The following is a 241-nucleotide window of genomic DNA, read 5'->3' as shown; positions in this document are numbered from 1 at the left end:
GTTCAATCGCTACCCCCTCCGCGCTCGCCGCTCGCGCAGGGGGAATCCGCGAGCGAGGCCGACGCCGGGCTCGGCGGCGTCGTCGTGCGCGAATCGACGTTTCGAACTCGGCTTGCTGCCGCGTACTCGACGAGGCTGTCACCGGACGGCGAACTCGAGACGACCCGCGAGAACTGGCCGCGGGTGCGCGTCGACACCGACCGCCGTCAGTCGTCCGAGATGGCGGACTCGACGGAGTCCA

Annotated in this window: 1 protein-coding gene; it reads left to right on the top strand. The window is 70.5% G+C overall.

Going from position 1 to position 241, the window contains the following annotated elements; translation table 11 throughout:
* On the top strand, positions 1-241 hold a 241-nt coding region (locus SM755_RS24090), incomplete at both ends, for a hypothetical protein (protein ID WP_323174894.1).

The sequence above is a fragment of the Natrialba sp. PRR66 genome, assembly GCF_034808065.1.
Classification (GTDB): Archaea; Halobacteriota; Halobacteria; order Halobacteriales; family Natrialbaceae; genus Natrialba; species Natrialba aegyptia.
This window is presented reverse-complemented; position numbering and strand designations above follow the sequence as displayed.